Genomic DNA, 8,759 nt, shown 5'->3' on the forward strand with positions numbered 1-8,759 from the left:
TACGACCTGTAGGAGCAGCCGAAGGCTGCGATCTTTTGATCCTGTTTTTGAAACAAAATCAAAAGATCGCAGCCTTCGGCAGCTCCTACGGGAAAGGGGCAAAGCAAATATGCCGCGCGGCTGGCCCCGAGGCTCAAGAAGGCCTAGAATTCCCGCATCGCACATTCCCCAAGGTAGCCCTTTAATGTCCTTCGCTGAGCAACTCACCCGCCTGCAAGCCTTCCTCGACGCCGATGAACTGCATGACGAGGCTCTGGACTATGTGGCCGCCCACGGCTACCTCACTGCCCTGTCGATCTGTTCCGAACCCGTTCCCGATCGCGAATGGATCGACGCGCTCTTCGCCGAAGAGCCGCATTACGCCGACGACATCGAGCGTGAAGCCATCGAATCCACCCTGCTGGCCCTCAAGGCCCACATCGCGCGCCAGCTGGCCTCCGATGAAGAGTTCGAGTTGCCTTGCGACCTGGACCTGGGCGAAGACCCGGACGATTCCGACCTGCGCGGCTGGTGCATCGGCTTCATGGAAGGCGTGTTCCTGCGCGAGGAAGCCTGGTTCGAAACCGCCGAAGACGAAGTCAGCGAAATGCTGCTGCCGATCATGGTCGGTTCGGGCCTGTTTGACGAGCAACCGGAGTTCTCCGACATCGCCGCTGACGCCAACCTGATGGACGACATGATCGTTCAAATCCCTGAAGCCCTGACTGCGCTGTACCTGCTGTGCAACGCACCGGACGAAAAACCGGCGATCCTCAAGCCTCGTCACCACTAAGGTCCCGCCTATGGACAACCCCATAGGCAACCGCCCCCTGATGTTGCGCTACGTGCTGCTGGCCATCGGCTGGCTGAGCGTAGTGCTGGGGGTAATCGGGATTTTCCTGCCGGTACTGCCCACTACTCCTTTCCTGCTGCTGGCCGCCGCCTGCTTTGCCCGCAGTTCGCCGCGCTTCTACCACTGGCTGGTGCATCACCCTCGTCTCGGGCCGTGGATTCGCGATTATCTGGATGGCAATGGCATTCCGCTCAAGGGCAAGGTGTATGCCATTGGGTTGATGTGGGTCAGTATTCTGTTTTCCTGCTATCTGGTGCCGATGCCCTGGGCGCGGGGGTTCATGTTGACCAGTGCGGTGTTGGTGACGGTTTATATTCTTCGGCAGAAGACTTTGCGCAAGTCCTGAGGTTTTTTGGGATTGGGATTGGGGGCAGAGCCGTTACCGCAGAAACGGATATGTACCCAAACCAGACATCGAAAAACGACGATCTACCCTCCCCCCACCCAAACACCACCTAGACTTCACCAATCCGCCCCCCGAGCAGACACACATGCTCCGCAGTCCGCGTAGTCCAGGATGGTCAGCGCCCCGGCTTCGGTTCGGCGGGTGGCTGTTGCTGGGCGTATTTCTGTTGGCCGGGCTCGGCATGGTCCGCGCCGACTGGGATTTCGCGCAGATCCTGCAAACCGCCGAAAAACGCTACGGCAACCTCGGCCCGGCGCGGGGGCGGATAGAGGCCTGGAGCCAGATGCTGCAGGGCGAACGCAATGCCCCCGAGCGCGAACAGTTGAATACCGTCAATCGCTTCTTCAATCAGCAACTGAGCTTTCAGGACGACACACGGATCTGGCGTCAGACCGACTACTGGGCCACCCCCGTCGAGGCTCTGGTCAAGGGCGCCGCCGATTGCGAAGACTACGCCCTGGCGAAATATTTCAGCCTGCGCGAGCTGGGAATTCCCAGCGAAAAACTGCGCATCACCTACGTCAAGGCACTGACCCAGAATCAGGCGCACATGGTCTTGACCTTCTACAGCAGCCCCACCGCCGACCCGCTGGTGCTGGACAACCTGATCAGCGACATCCGCCCCGCTTCGCAACGCAAGGATCTGCTGCCGGTTTACGCCTTCAACGCCGAAGGCCTGTACCTGCCGGGCGCCAATGGCGGCAAACGCAGCAGCGACTCGAAAAAGCTGTCGCGCTGGCAGGACGTACTGAAAAAAATGCAGGCCGAAGGCTTCCCCGTCGGCGACGGCTGAAAGCCCGAGCAAGGAGCGTGTCATGAAACTGCGCAATCAGTTGTTTCTCGCCATCTGCCTGTTCCTGGTGGTGGCGTTCAGCGGCAGTTTTTTTGTCAGTCTGGAAAGCTCCCGCGAACAGACCCTCGGCCAGTTGCGCTCCCATGCCCAGGACGCGGCCACCGCCCTGGGCCTGTCGCTGACCGCGCAGGTCGATGACCCGGCGATGATGGAGTTGATGGTCAGCTCGATTTTCGACAGTGGCTACTTCAGCAGCATCCGCATCATCGACAACCGCGATCAGCGTGTACTGGTGGAACGCAATGCGTCGAAGCGGATCGAGGGCGTGCCGGGCTGGTTCATTCGTCTGGTCAACCTGCGCCATCAGGGCGGTGATGCACTGATCATGCGCGGCTGGGAACAGGCGGCGCGGGTCGAAGTGCTGAGCAACCCGCAATTCGCCCTGGCCAAACTCTGGGACAGCACCCTGGGCAGCCTGATCTGGCTGCTGATCTGCGGCCTGCTGAGCGCGGTGTTCGGGGGCTGGCTGCTGCGCCGGCAACTTCGCCCCCTTGACACCCTGGTCAAACAGGCCGAAGCCATCAGCAAGCGCGAGTTCCTGAGCCTGCCGAAACTGCCGCGCACGCCCGAGTTGAAACGGGTGGTGCTGGCGATGAATCAGATGGTCGAGAAGCTCAAGGCGCTGTTCAGCGAAGAAGCGGCGCGCAGCGAGCAATTGCGCGACGAGTCCTACCGGGACAGCCTGACCGGGCTGGCCAATCGACGCTTGCTCGATGAACAGCTGGCCGACCATCTGCTGTTGGCCGAGCACCATGGCGAAGGTCACCTGTTGATGCTGCGACTCAACGACCTGACTGGGCTCAACCAGCGCCTTGGCGGCCAGCGAACCGATGCGTTGATCAGCGCCGTCGGCGAACTGCTCAAGCGCCTGACCGGACTGCCGGAACGCCGCACCTGGCTGGCGGCGCGCAATCGTGGGGGCGAATTCAGTCTGCTGACGCCGGGGCTGAATGCCGAAGATGCGGCGCGTCTGGCTGCGGAGCTCAGTGCCACCCTGGAAAACCTGCGCCAGACCGGTGCCAGCGATTGCCTGCCCGTCGCGCACGTGGGCATCGTCGTCTTCCGTCCGGGTGAACTGGCCAGCGATGTATTGATGCGCCTCGATCAGGCGCTGGCCCAGGCCCGGCTCCAGCCCGAACGCCCCTGGGCGCAGCTGAGTCATGAGGACTCTGCAATCCATCACGCCCCACATGATTGGCGCAGCTGGATCGACGACGCCCTGACCCACGACAGGTTGCAACTGTACTTTCAGCCGGTGGTGCAATGCGCCGACACCAGCGAAGTGCTGCATCACAAGGTCCTCGCCCGCCTGCTCGATCCCCAGGGCCAGGCGATTGCCGCCGGGCAGTTCCTGCCGTGGATCGAGCGCCTGGGCTGGTCCGCCCGCTTCGATCTGGCCATGCTCGAGGCGACACTCGATTACCTGGCGGTCAATCGCTGGCCGTTGGCGCTGAGCCTGTCCGGCAGTACCCTGCGCGATCAGACGCAGCTGCGGTTGATCCTCGACATGCTCGATTCACTGCCGGAACTGGCGCCGTTGCTGACCCTGGAAATCGACGAACGCCAACTGCCGCCGCCCGACGAACTGCAGCGCCTGAGCCACGCCCTGCTCGACACCAATTACCGCCTGGGCCTTCAGCATTTCGGCGGCAGCTTCAGCCAGATCGGCAACCTCACTCAGCTGGGTCTGGCTTACCTGAAAATCGATGGCGCCTACATCCGGCGTATCGATGAGCAGCGGGATAAACGACTGTTCATCGAGGCGATCTTCAGGGCGACCAACAGCATCGATTTGCCGCTGATTGCGGAAATGGTCGAGACCCAGGGTGAGCTGCAAGTCATCCGGGAGCTGGGGGTGTTCGGGGTGATGGGAAGGCTGATCGGGCCGCCGGAACCCATGTAGCCACGGCACTGCACATCCCTTTTGCAGGCGCTGCCGAAGGCTGCGATCTTTTGATCTTCAAAAAATCAAAATCAAAAGATCGCAGCCTGCGCCAGCGCCTGCAAGGAGAGATGGGGCAATTACACGGTATCCACCTTCAACGAATGATCATTGAGCATGCCGTTGATGATGGTCGCCGTGTCCGGCCCGGAGACCACCCCGCCCGCCCCTGGCGTGACCCCGTAATGGCTGGCCAGGTTGACGCCGGCCAGGTCGATGGTCTGGTTCGGCGCGGCGCCGGCCATGGCGCTGACATCGATGCTGGTCACCACCGATGCGCCGCTGCCGCTGACGGTGAAGTGCAGGTAGTCATCCAGCGAGGCCGCGGTGCCGTTCTCCCCTTGCAGCAGTTGCGACAGGTCGAGTTTGTCGGTGCCCGGCGTGAAGTCGGTGACCACGTCGTGGCCGCTGTTGCCCTTGAGCCACTGGAAGGTGTCGGCGCCGCTGCCGCCAGTCAGGGTGTTGTTGCCCAGGCCACCGATCAGGAAGTCGTCGCCTCCCCCGCCATTGAGCACGTCGTTGCCCAGGCCGCCGGTGATGACGTTGCTGTTGTTGTCGCCGGTCAGGTTGTCGTTGAAGTTGGAACCCACCAGGTTCTCGATCCCCGTCAGGGTGTCGGTACCGGCGCCGAGTGTGTTCTGCGCCGTGGTCACGCCCAGGTTCACCGTCACCCCGGACGTGGCATGAGCGTAGCTGGCGGTATCGTTGCCGGTGCCGCCGTCGAGCAGATCGTTGCCCGGACCGCTGAACAGCAGGTCATTACCCGCCCCGCCATGCAGCTCGTTGTTGCCGGTGCCGGCGGTGAGGATGTCGTTGCCGTCGCCGGCATTGAGGATGTTGTCGCCATTGCCCGCCACCAACGTGTCGTCGCCGGAAGTCCCGGTGAGGGTGTGTCCATCCTGGTAGCTGATGGTCACGTTGCCATTGGCGCTGCCGCCATGGTCGTCGCTGGTGGTGTAGGTACCGTGGTAGTCCGGAGTGGTGTCATGGGCGCCGGCGTAGTTGAGCGTCATGGTCAGCTGGTAGTTCTCCGCCGCATTGGTATTGCTGCCGGAGGTGTTGGTGATGTTGGTGATATGGATCTGGTACACACCGTCCGACGCCGCGGTGATGGTCTGGCCATCGCCGATGGCAATCCAGTTACCACCGTTGATGGAGTACTCCATGGTGATGTGGCCGGCGGCCAGGTTGTGGTCCAGGTTGAGGGTTTCGCCCTGTTTGAGGTTGACGGTGATCTTGTCCTCATCGTTGGCATTAGCGTTGGTGACCGGCCCAAGGTAGCCACTGATCACCAGCAACGCAGTCATGGTTGCCGCATTGGCCGCGAAGGAATTGCGCACATCGGCCAGGACCTGGTTGGACGGCTTGACGCCGCTGCCCGAGAAGTCGATCGCTCCGGTGCCGGTAAAGTCCGCCGCCTTGCTGGTCCACCCGGTGTTGAAGGTGGTCGGCGACGCCTTGATCGGATCGCCATCGGCATCCTTGTCGTTGGCCAGCAGCACATCCGCCGGCACCACCACGTTGCTGGACAGCATGTTGGTGATGATGTGGTCATCGCCCGCCACCGGCGCCGCATTCGGAATGACCTTGACCACCAGGGTGGAGCTGGCGAGATCGCCGTCGTTGTCGCTGAGGGTGAAGCCGATGTTTTCGGTGATCAGCACCGAAGTGGCTTTCTGCGAGGTGTAGCTGTACTCGCCGGTATCGAGGTTCACCACCAGCGTGCCCTTGTTGTCGGTGGCGATGCTCAGGGTGTTGTTGACGGTGTTGAAGGTGCCATGGTTGGCGCCGCCGCTGAAGGTCAGCGAGCCCTGGTTGCTGTTGCCTTTCGGATCGTAGGTGTAGGTGGTGCCATCGACCGTGATGGACTTGATGAAGCCGCCGTCGGCACCGAAGGTCGCGCCATCGCCCAGCAGCGAACCGGTGACCGGCGCGCCCGCCACGGTGCCCGACAGCACCGAGTTGAGCTGGTTGAGGTCGGTGACGATCACCGCGTTGGTATTGGTGCCCGTGCCGGTGCCGTCATAGGCCAACGGGTTGAGGTCGCCGCTGCCAACACCCGAGCCCAGGCCGATCGCGTAGTTATTGATTTGCTTGTCGATGAGGAAGTTTTTCCAGGCCGTCTCGTCCCCGCCGCCAATCGATCCTTCGTTGGGCTTGCCGTCGGAGAAGAAGTAACCGACGTTCTGCGCCCCCGTCAGCTTGCCGTTGGTGTTGAACGCGGTTTGCGCCATCGCCACCGCCGCGTCGTAGTTGGTGCCGCCGCCCGCCGACAGGCCGGCCACGATCGACTTGGCCGTCGCGACGTCCACCCAGATCGAAGTCTTGTCGGTGGCGTTGCTGCTGAAGGTGACGATCTGCACTTTGACGTCGCCCAGGTCGTCGTACTTGTCGAGCAGCGCGCTGATCGCCTGCTTGGCCAGGTCCAGGCGCGACAGTCCGCCCACGCCGGAGTTGTCGGCCATACTGCCGGACACGTCGATCACCAGCAGCAGGTTGGTGTCGACCTCCACTGCCGCCACCGAGCGCTCCGACGCCACCGCCTTGGGCACGTCATCGACGATGTTGACCACGATGGTGCTGGTGGTGCTGTTGCCCAGCGCATCGGTGGCCTTGTAGGTGAAGGTTTCAGTCAGCGTATTGGCACCGTCGTTGGCACCCGGCGAGGTTTTCGGCGCCGAGGTCAGGGTGTAGGTGTAGGTGCCGTTGGGGTTGAGCAGGATCTGCCCGTAGGTCCCGGTGGCGCTGCCGACCAGGGTGTAGGTGATCGCGCCGCTGCCGCCGGTCACCGAACCGACCAGGGTTCCGCTGGAGGTTTCGCCGGTGCTGCCTGGGTCGCTGCCGGTCACGTTGCCCGCCGCCAGATCCTGGCCATCCTTGGTCAGGTCGAGGGCTTTTTCGTAGACCGTCACATCGGTATCGGTGACCGCCTTGATGTTGCTGTCGGACACGTTGATGGTGATGGTGGTGGTGCTTTCGTCGCCGTCGGCATCGCGCACGGTGTAGGTGAAGGTATCGGTGGCCCCCGCCGGGCTGACCGAGTTCGGGTTGCTGTGATAGACCGCGTTACCCGCGGCATCGAGGGTCAGGTAGCCGTAGGTGCCATTGATGTTGCTGCCCAGGCCGCCGACCGCCGAGGTCGAGGTATTGCCGCCGGCACGCACGCCGATCACGGTCGCCGGGCCATCGGCACCGCTGATGTCGTTGCCCAGTACGCTGATGTTGACGGTACCGCCCTCCGCCACCGAAGACGTATCGGCCTTGGCGGTTGGCAAGTCGTCGACGATGTTGACGTTGATCTGTCCGCTGGCCGAACTGCCATCGCCGTCGGTGGCCACCACGTTGAAGTTCTCGGTGATGCTGTTGGCGCCGTTGGCGGTTGGATGCGCCTCGTTGTCCACCAGGGTGTAGCTGTAGCTGACCACGCCCGTGGTCGCGTTGTAGCCGGTGATGGTCAGGGTGCTGCCCAACGGCGTGACGATCGATTGCGGGAAGCCCGCCGCCACACCGCCGATGACCACGTTGATGCCGCCCACGGTCAGGGTCTGCAGGCCGTCCGGTGCGTTGACGGTGAACGTGCCACTCTGGGTCAGCGCCGATGAATTGGGGCTGGTGCCGTCACTGAGGTTTTTCTCGTAGACAGTGATCTCGCCGCCATACACATCCAGACCGTTGAGCGTGACGCCGTCGTTGTTGTTGTAGACCTTCAGCACCAGGTTGGCGGTGCTGGTGTCGCCGTCGGCATCGGTGAGGGTGTAGGTGAAGCTTTCCGTACCGCTGCCGCCGCCGTGCAGGGCCTTGAAGTCGGCATCGTTGGGGTTGAGGGTGTAGGTGTAAGTGCCGTTGGCATTGAGCACCAGGGTGCCGTAGGTACCGACGAAGGTCCCTGCCGTGACGGGTCCGCTGCTGGGGCCGGTCGTTACGCGGTCGGCACCTTGCGCGTCGTTGCTCAGCACGTTGCCATTGAGGGTGAGTTGGGTTTCCGAAGCGGTTCCCGTATTGCTGTCGTTCACCGCCTTGGGCACGTCGTCGACGATGTTGACGTTGATCTGGCCACTGGCCGAATCGCCGTCGGTGTCGGTCGCCACCACGTTAAAGTTTTCGGTGAGGCTGTTGGCGCCGTTGGCGGTCGGATGCGCCTCGTTGTCCACCAGGGTGTAGCTGTAGCTGACCACGCCCGTGGTCGGGTTGTAGCCGGTGATGGTCAGGGTGCTGCCCAACGGCGTGGTGATCGATTGTGGGAAGCCGGCCGCGACGCCGCCAGTGACTACATTGATGCCGCCCACGGTCAGGGTTTGCAGGCCGTCGGCTGCGGTGACGGTAAAGGTGCCGCTTTGGGTCAGTGCCGGTGCGTTGGGGTTGGTGCCGTCGCTGAGGTTTTTCTCGTAGACGGTCAGCTCGCCACCACACACATCCAGACCTCTGACGATCACCGGGTCGTCATTGTTGTGGATGTTCAGCACCAGATTGGCGGTGCTGGTATCGCCGTCAGCGTCGGTGAGGGTGTAGGCGAAGGTTTCGGTGCCATTACCGCCGCCGTGTAGCGCTTTGAAGTCGGCGTCACTGGTGTTGAGGGTGTAGGTGTAGGTGCCGTTGGCGTTCAGCACCAGGGTGCCGTAGGTGCCGACGAAAGTGCCGGGCGTGACCGGGCCGGCGCTTGGGCCAGTCGGTACGCGGTCGGCGCCTTGCACGTCGTTGGTCAGCACGTTGCCGTTGAGGCTGAGCT

At 62.7% G+C, this 8,759-nt stretch carries 5 protein-coding genes; 4 read left to right on the forward strand and 1 reads right to left on the reverse strand.

Going from position 1 to position 8,759, the window contains the following annotated elements:
• The first annotated feature begins 184 nt into the window (after positions 1–184).
• The 4 genes from HNO86_RS18660 to lapD all read left to right on the forward strand — a co-directional run bounded on the left by HNO86_RS18660 (position 185) and on the right by lapD (position 3,994).
• Positions 185–772, forward strand: a complete 588-nt coding sequence (locus HNO86_RS18660; RefSeq protein WP_175378405.1) for a YecA family protein — start codon at positions 185–187, stop codon at positions 770–772.
• Positions 773–782: 10 nt separating this feature from the next.
• A complete protein-coding gene (locus tag HNO86_RS18665; protein WP_175378406.1) occupies positions 783–1,178 on the forward strand; it encodes a YbaN family protein in 396 nt (131 codons plus the stop codon).
• A gap of 145 nt (positions 1,179–1,323) precedes the next feature.
• Positions 1,324–2,031 carry a cysteine protease LapG gene (lapG, locus tag HNO86_RS18670; protein WP_175378407.1) on the forward strand — a complete coding sequence of 236 codons (708 nt, stop codon included), beginning with the start codon at positions 1,324–1,326 and terminating at the stop codon, positions 2,029–2,031.
• A gap of 22 nt (positions 2,032–2,053) precedes the next feature.
• Positions 2,054–3,994: a cyclic di-GMP receptor LapD gene (gene lapD, locus HNO86_RS18675; protein WP_175378408.1), complete on the forward strand. Its 1,941-nt coding sequence runs from the start codon at positions 2,054–2,056 to the stop codon at positions 3,992–3,994.
• A 119-nt stretch (positions 3,995–4,113) separates the two neighbouring features.
• On the opposite strand, the gene HNO86_RS18680 is transcribed toward lapD, so the two are convergent.
• On the reverse strand, positions 4,114–8,759 hold a 4,646-nt coding region (locus HNO86_RS18680; RefSeq protein WP_175378409.1), incomplete at its 5' end, for an S-layer family protein.

The sequence above is a fragment of the Pseudomonas sp. C1C7 genome, assembly GCF_013359595.1.
Taxonomy (GTDB): Bacteria; Pseudomonadota; Gammaproteobacteria; order Pseudomonadales; family Pseudomonadaceae; genus Aquipseudomonas.

Excerpts from the sequence above, each read along its gene's own strand:
- HNO86_RS18660 (WP_175378405.1), top strand. The coding sequence starts at position 185 with ATGTCCTTCGCTGAGCAACTCACCCGCCTGCAAGCCTTCCTCGACGCC.
- HNO86_RS18665 (WP_175378406.1), top strand. The coding sequence starts at position 783 with ATGGACAACCCCATAGGCAACCGCCCCCTGATGTTGCGCTACGTGCTG.
- lapG (WP_175378407.1), top strand. The coding sequence starts at position 1,324 with ATGCTCCGCAGTCCGCGTAGTCCAGGATGGTCAGCGCCCCGGCTTCGG.
- lapD (WP_175378408.1), top strand. The coding sequence starts at position 2,054 with ATGAAACTGCGCAATCAGTTGTTTCTCGCCATCTGCCTGTTCCTGGTG.